Genomic DNA, 15,133 nt, shown 5'->3' on the forward strand with positions numbered 1-15,133 from the left:
CGCGGCCGCGGCGGAGAAGGCCTCAGAGCCGCGCTGCAGTCCGGGTGTCGGCGAAAACGCTGCGCCCGAGCCAGCGCCAGAGGTCGCGGGTATCGGATTCCGTGCCAATGACGCGCAGGCGCCGCTCGCGCAGCGCAGCCCCGGCATCGAGATCGCCGGTCCAGATCTCGGTCAGCGTTCGCACGGTCGATTCGACGATCAGCGTCGGTTCGTCGCCGGGGTTGTCGCGGCAGAGGTCGGCGCTGCCCTGGTCGACGACCAGCCACCAGCGCCGCTCGCCCTCGGCTGCGTCGGTGAAGCGGAAGTGGATCACGATGCAGCGCGCGCGCGGGCACTCGTCGATCCGCACGAAGCGGCGGACGTCCCACATCAGGAAGCCGGCGTCCAGCTGGTCGCGCTTGAGCCGGCTGCCGATCCAGCGCGCGCCCCAATGGCCCAGCGCCATCACGATCGGGCGCAGCTCCTCGCCCGCTGCGGTGAGGTGATATTCGGCCGTGCTGCCGTCGCCCTGAACCCGCTTGACGACACCCACTTCCTCCAGCTTGCGCAGGCGCTGTGCCAGCAGCGAGCCCGACATGCGCGGCACGCCGCGCCGGATGTCGTTGAAGCGCGTGCTGCCGCACAGCAGCTCGCGCACGACCAGCGGCGTCCAGCGCTCGCACAGCACCTCGGCGCCGCGCGCCACGGTACAGAACTGGCCGTAGTCGATCATGGCGCCAATTTAGTCCTTGAGGCGAGCCGAGGCCAGTACAAATTCTGGACTGGCGAACCTCGGGCCGCGCTGCCATTCTTGAGACTCCCTCACTCGATGGAGACCCATCATGACCACCGTCACAGCCCCACCGGCATTCAACGCCGCTGCCTTCAAGACCACCACCCGCGCTCAGTGGCAGGCTGCCGCCGAGGCCTGGCATCGCTGGGGACCGTTTCTCGGCCGCTGGCTCGGCGATGCAACGGAAACGATGTTCGACCTGGCCCGCATCGGGCCCGGCAGCCGGGTGCTCGACGTCGCGGCTGGTGCAGGAGAGCAGTCGATCGGTGCTGCGCGGCGCGCGGGCGCCAGCGGCCACGTGCTTGCAACCGACATCGCGCCGGCCTTGCTCGAGCGCGCGGCCGCGGATGCCAAGGCCGCGGGACTGTCGAACCTCGAGACCCTCGAACTCGACGGCGAGGCGCTCGACACGCTGCCCGCCGGCAGCTTCGACGCGGCAATCAGCCGCGTGGGCCTGATCTACTTCCCCGACCAGCAGCGCGCGCTCGCCGGCATGCGGCGGGCCTTGCGTCCGGGCGGGCGGGTGTCGGCGGTCGTCTACTCGACCCCCGAGCGCAATGCGTTCTTTTCGATTCCCGTGAAGATCATCCGCGAACGCGCGCGGCTTCCCGCGCCGCTGCCGGGGCAGCCCGGGCCCTTTTCGCTCGGTGCCGAAGGCGCGCTCGAGGCCGCGTTTGCCAAAGCCGGCTTGCGCGACATCGAGGTGCGCAAGGTGCCGTCGCCGGTGCGGCTGGCGAGTGCGGCCGAATGCGTGCGCTTCGAACGCGAGTCTTTCGGAGCGCTGCACCAGATGATGGTCGGGCTCGACGAGGCCGAGCGCGCGAGCACCTGGGAGGCCATCGAAGAGGCGCTGCGCCAGTTCGAAGGGAGCGAAGGCTTCGTCGGGCCATGCGAAATGCTGGTGGGCGCGGGAAGCACGTGAGGGTGGGAGTGGGGCTCAGAGCCCCTCTTTCGACTCGCAAGTTCTTTTCTTGAGAACTCGCGGTTTTTTGATGTTAGGTTGACGAGCCTTACCCCTGGCACTGACTACGCAGTTAGGGCTGCTTGGTTCCCCACCTGACCCGGTTGGCCACTTCACCATGCAGGGAGGCCCGTCAGCACTTATTGTAACCCCCCAGGCTGCGCGCACTTCGTGTCGCTTCGCCCACCCCCCTGCTGGGGGCGACACCAGAGGCCCGGCAAAGCCGGTTCCTCGGTGTCCCACGAAAAGAGGGGGTCTTTTTTGATTCCGGGATAGCTCCGGGAACGGGCGCGGCGCCTTTTAGAATGCCCGCAATGTCTTATCTCGTGCTCGCTCGCAAGTTCCGTCCGAAAACCTTTGGTGAGATGGTCGGTCAGGGGCACGTGGTTCAGGCGCTCGAGAACGCGTTGACCACGCAGCGCCTGCATCACGCCTACCTTTTTACCGGGACGCGGGGCGTGGGCAAGACCACGGTTTCGCGCATTCTGGCCAAGTCGCTCAACTGCCAGGGCCCGGACGGGCAGGGCGGCATCACGGCTACGCCTTGCGGGGTGTGCCAGGCCTGCAAGGACATCGATTCGGGCCGTTTCGTCGACTACACCGAGCTGGACGCGGCTTCGAACCGCGGCGTGGACGAGGTGCAGTCGCTGCTCGAGCAGGCGGTTTACAAGCCGGTGCAGGGGCGCTTCAAGGTCTTCATGATCGACGAAGTGCACATGCTCACCAACACCGCGTTCAACGCGATGCTGAAGACGCTCGAGGAGCCGCCGGAATACCTCAAGTTCGTTCTGGCGACGACCGATCCGCAGAAAGTGCCGGTCACGGTGCTGTCGCGCTGCCTGCAGTTCAACCTGCGGCCGATGGCGCCCGAAACGGTGCTCGAACATCTGACAAGCGTGCTGCAGACCGAACAGGTGCCGGCCGAGCCGCAGGCGCTGCGGCTCTTGGCACGCGCCGCGCGCGGCTCGATGCGCGACGCGCTGTCGCTCACTGACCAAGCCATTGCGTTCGGCAACGGCGAACTGCTTGAAACCGGCGTGCGCCAGATGCTCGGCAGCGTCGACCGCGGCCATGTCTTCAAGCTCGTCGAAGCGCTGGCGCAGGGCGACGGCAAGACGGTGGTCGACACCTCCGAGGCGCTGCGCCGCGACGGAATGTCTGCCGCTTCCACGCTGGAAGAAATGACGGCGGTGCTGCAGGCCATGGCCGTGCTGCAGGCGGTGCCTTCGCGCGTGGAATCGGCCGATTCGGCCACCGACCCGGACGCGGCCGACACGGCGCGCCTCGCGGCGCTGATGCCGGCCGACGAAACGCAATTGCTCTACAGCCTGTGCCTGCATGGGCGCGGCGAGCTGGGCCTGGCGCCCGACGAGTACGCGGCGCTCACGATGGTGCTGTTGCGGCTGCTGGCCTTCAAGCCTTCCGGCGCGACGACGTCCTCAGCGGTTTCTTCGGCCGCCACGGAAAAAAAAACTCTGAATGAAGCCCCGCGGGCGGTTTTGGCCCCTGCGGCCACACCGCCGGCTCGGGTTGCACCGGTTGCCGAAACGCCAGTTCCGGCCGCCGCACCGGTGCCGCCGCAGGTCAATCCGGCGCCGGCGGGCCAGCGCCTTGCGGTGGTCAGCGAACCGATGCGGCAGGGCGGACCTCCGAGGCCGTCTACCTCGGCAGAGGCTCCAACTGGCGATAGCCCCAGGGTGCTCGCGGTTCCAATCCGCGTGCAGCCGCCGCCGGGCCAGCGGGACGTGCCGCGCTTCGACGAGCAACGCGCCCCTGCGCCGCCCATTCCGCCCAGCGAAGACGGCGATTTCTGGCACGCCACGGTCACGCAGATGATTGCGGCCGAGAGCATCAATGCGTTGGCGCGCGAGCTTGCGCTGCAGTCGCAGCTGGTGGCGCGCGATGTCGACCAGTGGATACTGCGCGTGGAGCGGGAACTGCTCAACCAGCCTTCCGCCCGCGAGAAGCTCACCGACGCCTTGGCCGCGCTGGGCCACGGCGTGAAGCTCGCCATTGAAATCGGCGGTGTGGTCGACAGCCCCGCACGGCGCAACAAGCAGGCTGCCGACGAACGCCAGCGCGTGGCCGAAGATGCCATTCGCAGCGACCCCGAGGTGCAGATGCTGATGCGTGATTTCGATGCGAAGATCGTGCCTGGAACGCTCAAGCCGGCCTGACAGAACGCTACTGAAAACTCGTGCCGGCTCTTGCGGCATTCCGGTTCGACCGCCATCTCTCTTATCCTTCCCCCCATTTCCAACCAATCAGGACCAACGATGTTCAACAAAGGACAACTGGCCGGCCTCATGAAGCAGGCGCAGGCAATGCAGGACAACCTCAAGAAGGCCCAGGAAGAGCTGGCCACCATCGAGGTCGAAGGCGAATCGGGCGCCGGCCTGGTCAAGGTCGTGATGACCTGCAAGCACGACGTCAAGCGCATCACCATCGACCCGAGCCTCCTGGCCGACGACAAGGACATGCTCGAAGACCTGGTGGCTGCCGCTTTCAACGCCGCGGTGCGCAAGGCCGAGGAAACCAGCGAGCAGAAGATGGGCAAGCTCACGGCTGGCATGCCGGGCCTCCCGCCCGGCATGAAGCTGCCGTTCTGAGCCATTGATGGCCGACGCGAGTTCGCTCGACGCGTTGGTCGATGCGCTGCGCCGCCTGCCCGGCGTCGGCGTGAAGTCGGCCTCGCGCATGGCGTTTCATTTGCTGCAGCACGACCGCGAGGGCGCGCAGCTGCTTTCGCGCGCGTTGCAGCAGGCGGCCGGCAACGTGCGGCATTGCGAGCGCTGCAACACCTTTACCGAGGCGCCGGTGTGCCATGTGTGCCTCGACACGCGACGCGACGCGAGCAAGCTCTGCGTGGTCGAGACGCCGGCCGACCAGGCGGCGCTCGAGCGCACGGGTGCGTTCCGCGGCTACTACTTCGTGCTGATGGGCAAGCTCAGTCCGCTCGACGGCATCGGGCCCAAGGACATCGGCCTGCAGAAGCTCTTCGACCGCGCGCTCGACGGCACAGTGAGCGAAGTGATTCTGGCCACCAACTTCACGGCGGAGGGCGAAGCCACCGCGCATGTGATCGGCGAAGCGCTCAAGCAGCGAGGCCTCAACGTGACGCGGCTTGCACGCGGCGTACCGGCGGGCAGCGAACTCGAATATGTGGACCTCGGCACCATCGCGCATGCATTGGTGGACCGCCGGTAGCCACGGACAACCCGACGACATGACTTTTTCATTGCTCACCATCGCCTACTGGTGCGTGTTCATCGCGTGCGGACTGCCGTATCTGGCGGCATGGCTTGCCAAGGCCGGCAGCTTCGGTCCGCACGACAACGTTCAGCCGCGCGATTGGGCCGCGAAGCAGAGCGGCTGGCGCGCACGCGCCAACAGCGCACAGGCCAACAGCTTCGAAGGGCTGCCGTTCTTTATCGGGGCGGTGATCATTGCGCATCAACTCGGCGCGGCGCAGGCAAGGCTCGACATGCTGGCGGCGGCGTATGTCGTATTGCGCGTGATCTACATCGCGGTTTACATCAAGGGCATCGGCAGCGTGCGCAGCGCGGTGTGGGCGCTCGGATTCCTGGTCAACATCGCGATTCTTTTCATTGCGCGATAGGCCCGCGAGAGGCCTCTGGCAGGCCGTTCGACAGAGGCCTTCATGCTTACGTGAAAACCCGCACGGGATGACCCCGATGCAGGTAACAGGGGCGCACCCCTAAGCTCGATTCCGTTCACAAGAATCAAAGAGCCCGCAGGACCGCTCCATGCTCCATCGCAGAACCCTCATCACCGCCTCCGCGGTCGCTGCCGCAGCAGTTGCGCTGCCGCGGGTCTTTGCGCAAGCCAAGCTCGAGAAAACAAAAATTTCCATCGCAGTCGGCGGCAAGGCGGCTTTCTACTACCTGCCTCTCACTATCTCCGAACAGCTCGGCTATTTCAAAGCCGAAGGCCTCGACGTGGAGATATCCGATTTTGCCGGCGGCGCTCGCGCGCTGCAGGCCGTGGTGGGCGGCTCGGCGGACGTGTGCTCCGGCGCCTACGAACACACCATCAACCTGCAGGCCAAGAACCAGTTCTTCCAGGCCTTCGTGCTGCAGGGGCGCGCACCGCAAATCGCGGTGGGCGTGTCGACCAAGAACATGGCGGGCTACTCCGGCATCGCCGACCTGAAGGGCAAGAAAATCGGCGTCTCCGCGCCGGGCTCGTCGACCAACATGGTGGCCAATCTGGTTCTCTCCCGCGGCGGCCTGAAGGCGAGCGATGTGAGCTACATCGGCGTGGGTGTCGCGGCCGGTGCGCTCACGGCGCTGCGCTCGGGGCAGATCGACGCCATCAGCAACACCGACCCGGTCATGACCATGCTCGAGCAGAAGGGCGACGTGAAGATCATCAGCGACACGCGCACGCTCAAGGGCACGCAGCAGGTGTTCGGCGGCCCGATGCCTGCGGCCTGCCTCTATGCGCCGATGGATTTCATCCAGAAGAACCCCAACACCTGCCAGGCGCTGGCCAATGCCATCGTGCACGGCCTCAAATGGCTGCAGACGGCGGGGCCGGGCGACATCATCAAGACGGTGCCCGAGACCTATCTGCTCGGCGACCGCGCGCTGTACCTTGCGTCTTTCGACAAGGTGCGCGAATCGATTGCCACCGACGGCCTCGTGCCGGCCGAGGGGCCGAAGACGGCGCTCACGGCCATTGCGAGCTTCGACACGGCAGTGAAGGTCGACAAGATCGACCTCGCCAAAACCTACACCAACGATTTTGCCCGGCGCGCGAAGGACAGGTTCAAAGCCTGACCTTCGAGCGTCCCCGCGACCCGGCTTCGGCCGGGTTTTTTCTTCCTGCCAGACATGTCCGACTACGCACTCGAACTCCTTTCCATCAGCTGCACCTTTCACTCGAAGGACGACCCGGGCCAGCGCTACACCGCGGTGGCCGACACCACGCTGCGCGTTCGGGCAGGTGAGTTCGTTTCGGTGGTGGGACCGACGGGGTGCGGAAAATCCACCTTGCTGAATGTGGGCGCCGGATTGCTCGAACCGTCATCGGGCGCCATCAAGGTCTTCGGCCAGACGCTCAAGGGCGTGAACGCGCGCGCAGGCTACATGTTTCAGACCGAGGCGCTGATGCCGTGGCGCAGCGCCATCGACAACGTGATGGTGGGGCTGCAGTACCGCGGCGTGCCCGACGCCGATGCACGCGAGCAGGCCGAGGCGTGGCTTTCACGCGTGGGCCTCACCGGCTTCGGCGACCGCTATCCGCACCAGCTCTCGGGCGGCATGCGCAAGCGCGTGGCACTGGCGCAAACGCTGGTGCTCGACCCCGACATCATCCTCATGGACGAACCCTTCAGCGCGCTCGACATCCAGACGCGTCAGCTGATGGAAAACGAGGTGCTCGAACTCTGGAGTGCGAAGAAAAAGGCCGTGCTCTTCATCACGCACGACCTCGACGAAGCCATTGCCATGAGCGACCGCGTGGTGGTGCTGTCGGCGGGGCCGGCCACGCACCCGATCGGCGAGTTCGCCATCGACCTCGCGCGTCCGCGCGACGTGGCCGAGGTGCGCACGCAGCCGCGTTTCGTCGAACTGCACACGCAGATCTGGGAGGTGCTGCGCGACGAAGTGCTCAAGGGCTACGCGCAACAACTGAGGAAGGCCGCATGATGCCCAGCCTCAACGAACGCAATGCGCGCTTCTGGCAGCTGGTGCTGCTGGCGGTCATTCTGGTGGGCTGGCATGTGGCGTCGCGCAACCAGCAGATCGCGTTTTTCCTGGGTGAACCGATTCAGGTGGCGGGGCGCATCTGGAGCTGGTTTCTGCCTTTCGAGGTGCCGCCGAACCTGCTGTTCCCCGAGGGGCTGAAGGGCAACGCAGACATCTATCGCCACCTGGGCACCACGCTGCTCGAAACGGTGCTGGCCTTCGGTATCGGCACCGTGCTGGGCTTGGCCTGCGGGCTCTGGCTGGCGCTGGCGCCAACGGCGAGCCTGATTCTCGACCCCTACATCAAGGCCGCCAACTCGATGCCGCGCGTGATCCTGGCGCCGATCTTCGCGCTGTGGTTCGGCCTGGGCATCTGGAGCAAGGTGGCGCTGGCCGTCACGCTGGTGTTCTTCATCGTGTTCTTCAACGTCTACCAGGGCGTGCGGGAGGTGAGCCCGGTGGTGCTGGCCAACGCGAAGATGCTGGGGGCCAACCAGCGGCAACTGCTGCGCACGGTGTATTTGCCCAGCGCGACCAGCTGGGTGTTCTCGAGCCTGCACACGTCGGTGGGCTTGGCCTTCGTGGGCGCGGTGGTGGGGGAGTACCTGGGCTCGGCGCGCGGCGTGGGCTACCTGATACTTCAGGCCGAGGGCACCTTCGACGTGAACACCGTCTTTGCCGGCATCGTGGTGTTGACGGCCTTTGCGTTGCTGCTCGACGGGCTTGTCGGCCTGATCGAGAAGCGGCTGATGAAATGGCAGCCCCGCAGCGGGGAGACCGAGAAGCTCTAGCGCTGCGATGCGCCCGGCCTCTCGGCCCGGCGCGTCAAGTTCAGCGCTTCTTCTTCGACGGCGTGCCGCCGCGCTTCTCGCGCACGACCTGCTGCTTGCCGGCCGGCGACTTCACCACGTTGCTGCCGCGTGCGGCAACTGCCTTCACTGCGCCGCCGCCGCGCTTGGTGCCTGCGACGGCATGGCCGCGAGCCGGTGCCGCGCCCGAGCCGACACGGGCCTGAGGTGCAGCCCGGACCGGCAGGTACACCACCACGCTGTAGCCGCGTTTGAATGAATGGTTGAGCTTGACGTCGTTCCACTCGGCCACGCTGTCGGGCTTGAGCTTGTAGCGGCGCGCAATGCTGGCCACGCTGTCGTTGCGCCCAGCCTTGACGGTGGTGCGGCGATTGACGATTTCGGGCTGGAAGCTCAGGTGTCCGCTGTCGGCCACGAGTGCTGTCACGTCTTCCTTGACGCGGGCGCCGCGCGGCACGATGAGCGTGGAGCCGGCCTTGATGAGCATGCGCGGCGGAATGCTGTTGAGCGCACGCAGGTCGGCCTCGCTCATGCCCGAGCGTTGGGCGGCGTCGCCCACCGTCATGGTGTTGGGAACCACCCATGCCGTCCAGCTGGCGTACTGGCCTTGCGAGTAGGCGTCGAAGTTGCGCTGGAACACGGCCGCGTTGTCCCAGGGCAGCAGGATCTGCTGCGTGCCGGCGGCAATCAGCACCGGCTTGTGCGCGGCGGGGTTGAGGGCGCGGAAGTCCTCGATGCGCACGTCGGCCAGCTTGGCCGCCAGTTCGACGTCGAGGTCGCGCGTCAGCGTCACGGTCTGGAAATACGGGTGGTTGGCAATCAGCGGCAGTTCGGCGTTGAACGCCTGCGGATTGGCCACGATGTTCTTCACCGCCTGCAGCTTGGGCACATAGAGCCGCGTTTCGGCCGGCATGGAGAGGTCGCTGTAGGTGGTGGGCAGGCCGAGTCGCTGGTTCTTGGCAATGGCGCGGCTCACGCTGCCTTCGCCCCAGTTGTACGCGGCCAGCGCAAGCTGCCAGTCGCCGAACATGCGGTAGAGCTTTTGCAGGTAGTCCAGCGCGGCGCGGGTCGAGGCCACCACGTCGCGCCTGTCGTCGCGGAAGATGTTCTGCTTCAGGTCGAAGTCGGTGCCGGTGGCCGGCATGAACTGCCACATGCCCGCGGCACGCGCGCTGGAAATGGCCTGCGGGTTGAACGCGCTCTCGATGTACGGCAGCAGCGCGAGTTCGGTCGGCATGTTGCGCCGCTCGAGCTCCTCGACGATGTGGAACATGTACTTGTTCGAACGCTCGGTCATGCGCTGGATGTAGTCGGGCCGGGTGGCATACCACTGCTCGCGGTCGCGCACCAGATCGCTCTCGAGGTTCGGCATCTTGAAGCCGCGGCGGATGCGGTCCCACATGTCGGCGGGAGGCGCCAGCGTGACAACGCTTTGCGAATGGGCTTCGCTGCTGGTGATGGGGGTGAGCGGGCCGCCCGGGTAAACCGGCGCCGCGCTGCCGGCCACTTTGGCGCCGGTACCGCCAGTGGTGGCGGTGGATTGCGGGGACGTGGAGGAAGACGGGCTGGTGGTGCCCGCGCAGCCCGCGAGCAACAGTGAGCCTGCAAGGCAGGCAGCAGCGATAAATTTCATCGGAAGTCGTTTTTCCATTGGCGCAGTGCGGCGAACACATCGGCTTCGGCCGCATTGGCGGAAAGCTCGGCGTGCTCGCGCACCGCTCTAAGGACAGTGGCTTCGCGGCTGCGAAGAAAGGGGTTGATTCGGCGCTCTGTGGCCAGTTGCGAGGGTAGCGTGGGCTGCCCCTGCGCGCGCAGGTTTTCGCAATGCGCGGTGTACTGAGTCAGATCGGCATTGCCCGGTTCCACCGCTTGGGCGAAACGCAGGTTAGCAAGTGTGTATTCGTGCGCACAACACACGCGGGAGTCGCCGGGCAGTGCCGCCAGCGCATCGAGCGAGGCCAGCATTTGCGCCGGCGTGCCTTCGAACAGGCGGCCGCAGCCGCCCGAGAACAGCGTGTCGCCGCAGAAGAGCAGCGGTGGCAGCGGTGCCTGGCCTTGGCCTTCCGGGAGAAAGTAGGCGATGTGGCCGGCCGTGTGGCCCGGCACGTCGATGACCTGGAAGCGCAGCCCGAGCACCTCGGCGCTGTCGCCCTGCAACAGCGGGGTGAAGGGCTCCGGAATGCGCTCGCGCGCGGGGCCGAAGACCGGCGCCCCGGTTGCGGCATGGAGCGCGGCCACGCCGCCCGTGTGATCGGGATGATGGTGCGTGACTAGAATCGCGGCGAGCTGCAGCTTGTCGCGCGCCAACGCGTCGAATACCGGTTGAGCGTCGCCCGGGTCCACCACGATCGCGTTGGACCCGTCCTGCAGCATCCAGATGTAGTTGTCAGCGAAGGCGGGCAGCGGAACGAGGGTCATGAGCGGTCAAATTATAGGTTTGCAGGATTGGTTCGCGACCCCCCCCGGCCGCTACCTTCTGGCGTGGGAGCAGGCCCAGTTCGACCAGGCGGTGGCGGATGTCTTCGGCTACCACGCGTTGCAGCTCGGCGCCGCCGAGCTGGACGGGCTGCGCACCAACCGCATGCCGCACCGCTGGCTGGCCCTGAGCGACCCCCTGCAACAGCCCGGCAGGGCCGCGCTGTTCACCGACTTTGCGGCGCTGCCGTTTGCGGCCAACAGCCTCGACCTGGTGGTGCTGCCGCACGCGCTGGAACTGAGCCCCGACCCTCACGCAACCTTGCGTGAAGTGGAACGGGTGCTGGTGCCCGAGGGCCGCGTGGTGATCTCCGGGCTCAACCCGGCCAGCCTCTGGGGCATGCGGCAGCGCCGCGCGCACCTGTACCGCAAGCTCGGTTTCGGAGACCTCTTTCTGCCCGAGGGCGGCGAGTTCATCGGTTACTGGCGCATTCGCGACTGGCTGCGGCTCCTGAGCTTCGAAGTGGAGTCGGGGCGTTTTGGCGTCTACCGGCCTGCGGTGCGCAGCGAGGCATGGCTCGAACGCTGCCGCTGGATGGACACCGCCGGCGAGCGCTGGTGGCCCATCTTCGGCGCGGTGTATTTCCTGGTGGCGGTCAAGCGGGTGCGGGGCATGCGCCTTCTGGGTGCCGAATGGCGCCGCGCCGCAGCGCGTGCAACCGCGCCGGTACCCCTCGCGGGCAAGGTGCACAAGGCCGACCTCACCGATTGAACGAATGATTGAAAGAAGAAGGAAAAGCAAGTTTTGAACGAAGTCGTGATCTACACCGATGGTGCGTGCAAAGGCAATCCCGGCCCCGGCGGCTGGGGTGCGTGGCTCAAGTCGGGCGCCACCGAGAAGGAACTGTTCGGTGGCGAACTCGCCACCACCAACAACCGCATGGAGCTCACCGCGGTGATCGAGGGCCTTGCCGCCCTCAAGCGGCCCTGCAAAGTCATTCTTTACCTCGACAGCCAGTACGTGCGCATGGGCATCACCGAGTGGATCCGCGGCTGGAAAGCCAAGGGCTGGCGCACTTCGACCAAGCAGCCGGTAAAGAACGTCGAGCTCTGGCAGAAACTCGACAAGCTGGTGGCGGAGGGTGGCCACACCATCGAATGGCGCTGGGTCAAGGGCCACTCGGGCGACGTGGGCAACGAGCGTGCCGACATGCTCGCCAACAAGGGTGTGGACAAGGCGCTGGGCCGGATCTGAACCCCTGAAGTGAGCGAAGACAGGGGCGAGCTAAATGACCCCGTCGAACATCATCACGTCGACTTCGTCGCCCGCGGCCACGTTGCCTTGATCGTGGTGCAGCACGACGAGCCCGTTGGCCTCGACCATCGAACTCAATACGCCCGAGCCCTGGTTGCCCGCGATGCGAACCTCGGGCAGCGCGCCGGTCAATGCCTTGACGAACCCGCGCTGGTATTCCGTGCGGCCGGGCTTCTTGCGGATCGCGCTCGCGCTGCGCGCACGCAGCAATGGCGGCGGTGCGGCTGCGATGTCGTGGCAGCCCATCATGCGCAGCAATGCGGGCCGCACGAACGCAAGAAAGGTGACCATCACCGCCACCGGATTGCCGGGCAGGCCGAACAGCACGGCAGAGCCCGGCTGCGATGAAGAAGCCTGGCCACGCGGAACAAGCCCGACCGCCAACGGACGGCCCGGACGCATGGCCACACGCCAGAAGGCCATGTCGCCAAGCTGCTGCATCACGGCGCGCGTGTGGTCGGCGGCGCCCACGCTCACGCCGCCGCTGGTGATGATGGCGTCCGCCTCGCTGGCGGCGCGTTGCAGCGTGGCGGCGAGGGTGGCCGGATCGTCGCGCACCAGGCCCAGATCGATCACCTCGCAACCCAGCCGCGTGAGCAGGCCGAACACCGTGTAGCGGTTGCTGTCGTACACGGCGCCTTCGCGCGGCGGCTCGCCGAGGCTCAGGATTTCGTCGCCGGTCGAAAAGTAGGCCACCCGCAGGCGCCGCAGCGCGGAGACGGAAGGCAAGCCGAGGCTCGCGACCATGCCAAGGGCGGCGGGCGATAGGCGCTCGCCACGTTTCAGGGCCGGCTGGCCCTGCATCAGGTCTTCGCCCGCGAAGCGCCGGTTGTCGCCACGGCGAAGCACCCTGGCGGGAAAGCTCACGCGGTCGCCATCGACCTTGCAGAACTCCTGCGGTATGACGGTGTCGAGCCCCTCGGGCATGACCGCGCCCGTCATGATGCGAACCGCATCGCCGGCACCCAAAGCGCCGCGCCAGGCCGCGCCGGCCAGTGCCGTTCCGACCACGCGCATTTCGATGGATGCATCGGTGGGCGCGTCGTCCCGCAGGATGGCGCCGTCGAAGGCAAAGCCGTCCATCGCGGAGTTGTCGTGCGGCGGCACGCTGACCGGCGAGATGATGTCTTCGGCCAGCACGCGGCCGAGGGCCTCGCGCACCCCGACCTCTTCGCGGTCCGACACCACGGCGGGTGCCACGAGTTGCGCCAGAAAAGCCTGGACTCCGTCGACGCTCAGGGCCTGGGGGTCATAGCCCGCAAGGGCGGCGGCAATGTCGGCGATGCGGCTCATCGGTTTTCTAGGGCGTGCAGTTCGGCCAGCGTGTTGGCGTTGAAAAAAGCATCGGGCGCATCGCCGGGCCGGTCGAAGGGCACGAGCACCGTGCGGTGCTGCGCGGTCCAGGCGTCGATCTTGCGGCCGCCAGACTGGGTGAAGTTCACCAGGCTTTCGAGCAGTGCCGTGTGCAGCAGGCAAAACACCGGCTGCGGGCGCAGCACCGGCGCCGAGCCGGGTTCGGCGGCGGTTTCGGGTGCGCTGACCATGGCGATTTCTGCGTTGTCGGCAACGAGCGCTTCGGCCATCCGGCTCGCGAGATCGAGCGGAAACAGCGGCGTGTCGCATGGCACCGTGAGGAGATAGGGCGTTTCGCAGCGCTCGAGGCCGGTCAGAAAACCCGCGAGCGGACCCGCGTAGTCGGCCAGGCTGTCGGGCCAGACCGGAACGCCGAACGACTCATAGGCCGCCAGGTTGCGGTTGGCATTGATCATCACCTCGCCGACCTGCATGCCCAGGCGCAGCACGGCATGCATTGCGAGCGGCGAGCCGTTGAAGTTCTGCAGGCCCTTGTCGACGCCGCCCATGCGCGAGCCGCGGCCGCCGGCCAGCAGCAGGCCGGTGATCTCGCCGGGGGAAATGGGGTCTTGTGTGCTTGGAGTCATCCGCCGATATAGCTCATTTCGACGCGTCTCGGCGCCTTGTCGTTGGTGTCGTGCTCGGCGCTTTCGGGGCCGCGAAGCGCGCGCAGTTCGGAATAGCGGTCGGCGCGGCCTTGCCAGATGTGGCCGATGGCGGAGCTGATGTCTTCATCCGTGGCCGTGCCGCGCAGCAGGGGCCGCAGGTCGTGGCCCGCGCTGGCGAAAAGGCAGAGATAGAGCTTGCCCTCGGTAGACAGGCGCGCGCGGCTGCAGTCGTGGCAGAAAGCCTGGGTCACGCTGCTGATCACACCGACTTCGCCGCCGCCGTCGGCATAGGCCCAGCGCTGTGCGGTTTCGCCGGGCGCACTGGGCTCGAGCGGCACGAGCGGAAACTCGGCGCCGATGCGCGCGATGACCTCCGCCGAAGGCAGCACCTCGTCCATGCGCCAGCCGTTGGTGGCGCCCACGTCCATGTATTCGATGAAGCGCAGCACCACCTTGCCGCCGTGGTTGTCGCGAAAGTAGCGCGCCATCGGCAGGATTTCCTGCTCGTTGGTGCCGCGCTTGACCACCATGTTCACCTTGATCGGGCCGAGCCCGGCAGCCAGCGCCGCCTCGATGCCGGCCAGGACGTCGGCCACCGGAAAGTCGACGTCGTTCATGTGGCGGAACACCGCGTCGTCGAGGCTGTCGAGGCTCACGGTCACGCGCTGGAGGCCGGCGGCGGCCAATGCTGCCGCCTTGCGCTGGAGCAGGGAGCCGTTGGTGGTGAGCGTAAGCGCGAGCGGTTCACCGGCCGGCGTGCGAAGCTCGGAAAGCTGCTCGATCAGCCCCTCGATGTTCTTGCGCAGCAGCGGCTCGCCGCCGGTCAGGCGGATCTTGTGCACGCCGTGGGCCGCGAAAAGCCGCGCGAGCCGCGTCATTTCTTCGAAGCTCAATAGCGCGCTGTGCGGCAGGTATTGGTAGTCCTTGTCGAATACGTCCTTCGGCATGCAGTAGCTGCAGCGGAAGTTGCAGCGGTCGGTCACGCTGATGCGCAGGTCGGTCAGCGGCCGGGCGAGGCGGTCGAGCAGGTGGCCCGTGGCGGGCACGGCAATCTCCGGCACCGAAACCGCCGGGCGTGCGCGGCCGATTTCGGAGAGTGGAATGACGGTTGTGCTTTTGCTGTTCATGGGGCAGCAGCCAATTTACTCCATCGGGGATGGGCCGAGCCGTACAGGGCTACTCGGAAAGG

General features: G+C 66.8%; 16 protein-coding genes and 1 other RNA gene. 10 read left to right on the forward strand and 7 right to left on the reverse strand.

The window, feature by feature from the left end:
• Positions 1-22: 22 nt before the first annotated feature.
• Positions 23-712 carry a helix-turn-helix domain-containing protein gene (locus ABIC94_RS07820; protein WP_354372463.1) on the reverse strand — a complete coding sequence of 230 codons (690 nt, stop codon included), beginning with the start codon at positions 710-712 and terminating at the stop codon, positions 23-25.
• A 109-nt stretch (positions 713-821) separates the two neighbouring features.
• Here ABIC94_RS07820 and ABIC94_RS07825 point away from each other — a divergent pair, with 109 nt between their 5' ends.
• The gene (locus ABIC94_RS07825; protein ID WP_354372464.1) at positions 822-1,694 is read left to right on the forward strand and encodes a class I SAM-dependent methyltransferase; all 873 of its coding nucleotides are present in this window, start codon (positions 822-824) and stop codon (positions 1,692-1,694) included.
• Positions 1,695-1,771: 77 nt separating this feature from the next.
• Here the strand turns inward: ABIC94_RS07825 and ffs are convergent.
• Positions 1,772-1,868: signal recognition particle sRNA small type (gene ffs, locus ABIC94_RS07830), an RNA gene on the reverse strand.
• A 179-nt stretch (positions 1,869-2,047) separates the two neighbouring features.
• Here ffs and dnaX point away from each other — a divergent pair.
• The 7 genes from dnaX to ABIC94_RS07865 all read left to right on the forward strand — a co-directional run bounded on the left by dnaX (position 2,048) and on the right by ABIC94_RS07865 (position 8,235).
• A complete protein-coding gene (gene dnaX, locus ABIC94_RS07835) occupies positions 2,048-3,910 on the forward strand; it encodes a DNA polymerase III subunit gamma/tau (protein WP_354372465.1) in 1,863 nt (620 codons plus the stop codon).
• Between the two features lie 99 nt (positions 3,911-4,009).
• Positions 4,010-4,342 carry a YbaB/EbfC family nucleoid-associated protein gene (locus ABIC94_RS07840; protein WP_012747441.1) on the forward strand — a complete coding sequence of 111 codons (333 nt, stop codon included), beginning with the start codon at positions 4,010-4,012 and terminating at the stop codon, positions 4,340-4,342.
• 7 nt (positions 4,343-4,349) lie between these two features.
• The gene (gene recR, locus ABIC94_RS07845) at positions 4,350-4,940 is read left to right on the forward strand and encodes a recombination mediator RecR (RefSeq protein ID WP_354372466.1); all 591 of its coding nucleotides are present in this window, start codon (positions 4,350-4,352) and stop codon (positions 4,938-4,940) included.
• 19 nt (positions 4,941-4,959) lie between these two features.
• A complete protein-coding gene (locus ABIC94_RS07850) occupies positions 4,960-5,352 on the forward strand; it encodes an MAPEG family protein (protein WP_354372467.1) in 393 nt (130 codons plus the stop codon).
• 148 nt (positions 5,353-5,500) lie between these two features.
• Entirely contained in the window at positions 5,501-6,535 is a 1,035-nt protein-coding gene (locus tag ABIC94_RS07855; RefSeq protein ID WP_354372468.1) for an ABC transporter substrate-binding protein, read from the forward strand.
• Positions 6,536-6,589: 54 nt separating this feature from the next.
• Positions 6,590-7,405, forward strand: a complete 816-nt coding sequence (locus ABIC94_RS07860) for an ABC transporter ATP-binding protein (RefSeq protein ID WP_354372469.1) — start codon at positions 6,590-6,592, stop codon at positions 7,403-7,405.
• Complete coding sequence (locus ABIC94_RS07865; RefSeq protein WP_093019062.1) at positions 7,402-8,235, forward strand: ABC transporter permease; 834 nt, start codon at positions 7,402-7,404, stop codon at positions 8,233-8,235. Before ABIC94_RS07860 ends, ABIC94_RS07865 begins: the two co-directional genes overlap by 4 nt.
• 40 nt (positions 8,236-8,275) lie before the next feature.
• Here ABIC94_RS07865 and ABIC94_RS07870 read toward each other — a convergent pair whose 3' ends face one another.
• Positions 8,276-9,886: a transglycosylase SLT domain-containing protein gene (locus tag ABIC94_RS07870; protein WP_354372470.1), complete on the reverse strand. Its 1,611-nt coding sequence runs from the start codon at positions 9,884-9,886 to the stop codon at positions 8,276-8,278.
• A complete protein-coding gene (gene gloB / locus ABIC94_RS07875) occupies positions 9,883-10,671 on the reverse strand; it encodes a hydroxyacylglutathione hydrolase (protein WP_354372471.1) in 789 nt (262 codons plus the stop codon). The genes ABIC94_RS07870 and gloB overlap by 4 nt, the downstream gene beginning before the upstream one ends.
• Here gloB and ABIC94_RS07880 point away from each other — a divergent pair.
• Together ABIC94_RS07880 and rnhA are read left to right on the forward strand one after the other, a co-directional pair.
• Positions 10,670-11,440 carry a class I SAM-dependent methyltransferase gene (locus tag ABIC94_RS07880; RefSeq protein ID WP_354372472.1) on the forward strand — a complete coding sequence of 257 codons (771 nt, stop codon included), beginning with the start codon at positions 10,670-10,672 and terminating at the stop codon, positions 11,438-11,440. The genes gloB and ABIC94_RS07880 overlap by 2 nt on opposite strands.
• Positions 11,441-11,473: 33 nt before the next feature.
• A complete protein-coding gene (rnhA, locus tag ABIC94_RS07885; RefSeq protein ID WP_354372473.1) occupies positions 11,474-11,923 on the forward strand; it encodes a ribonuclease HI in 450 nt (149 codons plus the stop codon).
• A gap of 30 nt (positions 11,924-11,953) precedes the next feature.
• On the opposite strand, the gene moeA is transcribed toward rnhA, so the two are convergent.
• The 3 genes from moeA to moaA are packed head-to-tail and all read right to left on the reverse strand — an operon-like array spanning position 11,954 to position 15,071.
• Positions 11,954-13,276 (reverse strand): molybdopterin molybdotransferase MoeA, encoded by a 1,323-nt coding sequence (gene moeA / locus ABIC94_RS07890; protein ID WP_354372474.1) that lies wholly within the window; start codon positions 13,274-13,276, stop codon positions 11,954-11,956.
• A complete protein-coding gene (gene mobA, locus ABIC94_RS07895; RefSeq protein WP_354372475.1) occupies positions 13,273-13,923 on the reverse strand; it encodes a molybdenum cofactor guanylyltransferase MobA in 651 nt (216 codons plus the stop codon). The genes moeA and mobA overlap by 4 nt, the downstream gene beginning before the upstream one ends.
• Entirely contained in the window at positions 13,920-15,071 is a 1,152-nt protein-coding gene (gene moaA, locus ABIC94_RS07900) for a GTP 3',8-cyclase MoaA (protein ID WP_354372476.1), read from the reverse strand. The genes mobA and moaA overlap by 4 nt, the downstream gene beginning before the upstream one ends.
• Positions 15,072-15,133: the final 62 nt, after the last annotated feature.

Source organism: Variovorax paradoxus (genome assembly GCF_040544635.1).
GTDB lineage: Bacteria > Pseudomonadota > Gammaproteobacteria > Burkholderiales > Burkholderiaceae_C > Variovorax > Variovorax paradoxus_R.

Bases quoted from the DNA above. Each gene is read 5' to 3' on its own strand.
- moaA (WP_354372476.1), bottom strand. From the start codon at position 15,071: ATGAACAGCAAAAGCACAACCGTCATTCCACTCTCCGAAATCGGCCGC.
- ABIC94_RS07860 (WP_354372469.1), top strand. From the start codon at position 6,590: ATGTCCGACTACGCACTCGAACTCCTTTCCATCAGCTGCACCTTTCAC.
- ABIC94_RS07825 (WP_354372464.1), top strand. From the start codon at position 822: ATGACCACCGTCACAGCCCCACCGGCATTCAACGCCGCTGCCTTCAAG.
- ABIC94_RS07820 (WP_354372463.1), bottom strand. From the start codon at position 712: ATGATCGACTACGGCCAGTTCTGTACCGTGGCGCGCGGCGCCGAGGTG.
- moeA (WP_354372474.1), bottom strand. From the start codon at position 13,276: ATGAGCCGCATCGCCGACATTGCCGCCGCCCTTGCGGGCTATGACCCC.
- gloB (WP_354372471.1), bottom strand. From the start codon at position 10,671: ATGACCCTCGTTCCGCTGCCCGCCTTCGCTGACAACTACATCTGGATG.
- ABIC94_RS07870 (WP_354372470.1), bottom strand. From the start codon at position 9,886: ATGAAATTTATCGCTGCTGCCTGCCTTGCAGGCTCACTGTTGCTCGCG.
- mobA (WP_354372475.1), bottom strand. From the start codon at position 13,923: ATGACTCCAAGCACACAAGACCCCATTTCCCCCGGCGAGATCACCGGC.
- dnaX (WP_354372465.1), top strand. From the start codon at position 2,048: ATGTCTTATCTCGTGCTCGCTCGCAAGTTCCGTCCGAAAACCTTTGGT.
- ABIC94_RS07840 (WP_012747441.1), top strand. From the start codon at position 4,010: ATGTTCAACAAAGGACAACTGGCCGGCCTCATGAAGCAGGCGCAGGCA.
- ABIC94_RS07880 (WP_354372472.1), top strand. From the start codon at position 10,670: ATGAGCGGTCAAATTATAGGTTTGCAGGATTGGTTCGCGACCCCCCCC.
- ABIC94_RS07850 (WP_354372467.1), top strand. From the start codon at position 4,960: ATGACTTTTTCATTGCTCACCATCGCCTACTGGTGCGTGTTCATCGCG.
- recR (WP_354372466.1), top strand. From the start codon at position 4,350: ATGGCCGACGCGAGTTCGCTCGACGCGTTGGTCGATGCGCTGCGCCGC.
- ABIC94_RS07855 (WP_354372468.1), top strand. From the start codon at position 5,501: ATGCTCCATCGCAGAACCCTCATCACCGCCTCCGCGGTCGCTGCCGCA.
- ABIC94_RS07865 (WP_093019062.1), top strand. From the start codon at position 7,402: ATGATGCCCAGCCTCAACGAACGCAATGCGCGCTTCTGGCAGCTGGTG.